The following is a 1,203-nucleotide window of genomic DNA, read 5'->3' as shown; positions in this document are numbered from 1 at the left end:
GATGATGGCCAGCCGCACGACCCGCCCCGCCAGGCGCAGCGATCCCGTCGCCATCGCGGCCAGGGGCAGCAGGCACAGCCCCACTGCCACGGTGGCGAAGCCCGTGGTGGAGGTGGTGAAGAGCAGCCCGATGGCGGAGGCGGGCAGCAGCAGCCGCGCCATCGGCAGCCGGTAGCCCTGCAGCACCACCCAGGTCGTCGAATATAGTATGCCCGACAGGAAGCTGGCGCAGGCCGCGGGTTCGGAAAACGAGGCGTTGATGCGCGGCACCGGTCCGGCCATCTGGCCGCTGAGGATCGACCAGCCGGGATTGGAGTAGAGCACGTCGTCCGGAAAGGGGACGCCGGCCAGGCGGTGCGCCATCTGCCAGACGCAGAGCCCGAACACCACCCAGCCGGTCCACAGATAGGCGCGATAGAGCCGGTCGATCCGGATGTCGGGACGGGTCAGGTAGCCCGCCGCCAGAACCATCAGCGCGACGTCGAGCACCAGGTACAGGTCCTGGCTGATATTGCCGAAATTGGGCGCGAGCAGCACCTGCGCGGCCACGCCGTCATTCTTCTGCGGCCAGACCCAGACCCTGTCCATGAACAGGCGCGGCATGACCAGCGAGCCCACCACGGCCCATGCGGTCGTCAGCACGAACGGCATGTACAAGGCGCGCGCGGCCGTGTCGCCGGGATAGCGCACCCCCAGCAGGCGCTGCATCCCCGCATAGGTCATGAAGGCGAGCGCCGGCACCAGCGCCGGCTGCACCCCCAGCCCGCCGAAGACCACCGCGGCCCCCGCGGGAAAGGCGCCCGCCAGCAGGAGAAGCGCGAGGAGGCCGGCCGGCCGCCTGAGCAGGAGCAGGCAGAGCGGCATCAACACCAGACCGATGACAGGGACAGACACGACAATCGCCCTCCGGGACAGCCATCAACACGCCGACGCGCCAAGCGCGCGGTCAGGAATAAGCGGCGTCATACGGCGCGGGTTGCACGGAATTCGCCATGTCGGACATCGATCGGCCGACCAGCGCGCGGAAGGCGTCGCGAAACGATTCCTCGGAAAAGCGCAGGGCATTGGCCCGGCAGAGTTCCGGCGTCATCAGCGGTTCCAGGGCCACGAAGCGCGCGACGGCATCGGCGATGGAGTCCGGCGTCTGCCGGTCGAACAGCAGGCCGGTGGGGCCGCCCGGGTCGTCGGCGCCGCGCACGATGT

The 1,203-nt window shown here is 69.6% G+C and carries 2 pseudogenes; both read right to left on the bottom strand.

From position 1 onward, the window contains the following. A pseudogene (locus HUK84_RS19140) lies at window positions 1–894 on the bottom strand (hypothetical protein); the annotation flags it as partial. Window positions 895–946: 52 nt separating this feature from the next. Continuing rightward, window positions 947–1,203: pseudogene (locus HUK84_RS19135) on the bottom strand (hypothetical protein); the annotation flags it as partial.

It is taken from the genome of Nguyenibacter vanlangensis, assembly GCF_013376155.1.
GTDB lineage: Bacteria > Pseudomonadota > Alphaproteobacteria > Acetobacterales > Acetobacteraceae > Gluconacetobacter > Gluconacetobacter vanlangensis.
Note: the sequence above shows the minus strand (reverse complement) of the source record. Positions and strands in the feature narration are given on the sequence as shown.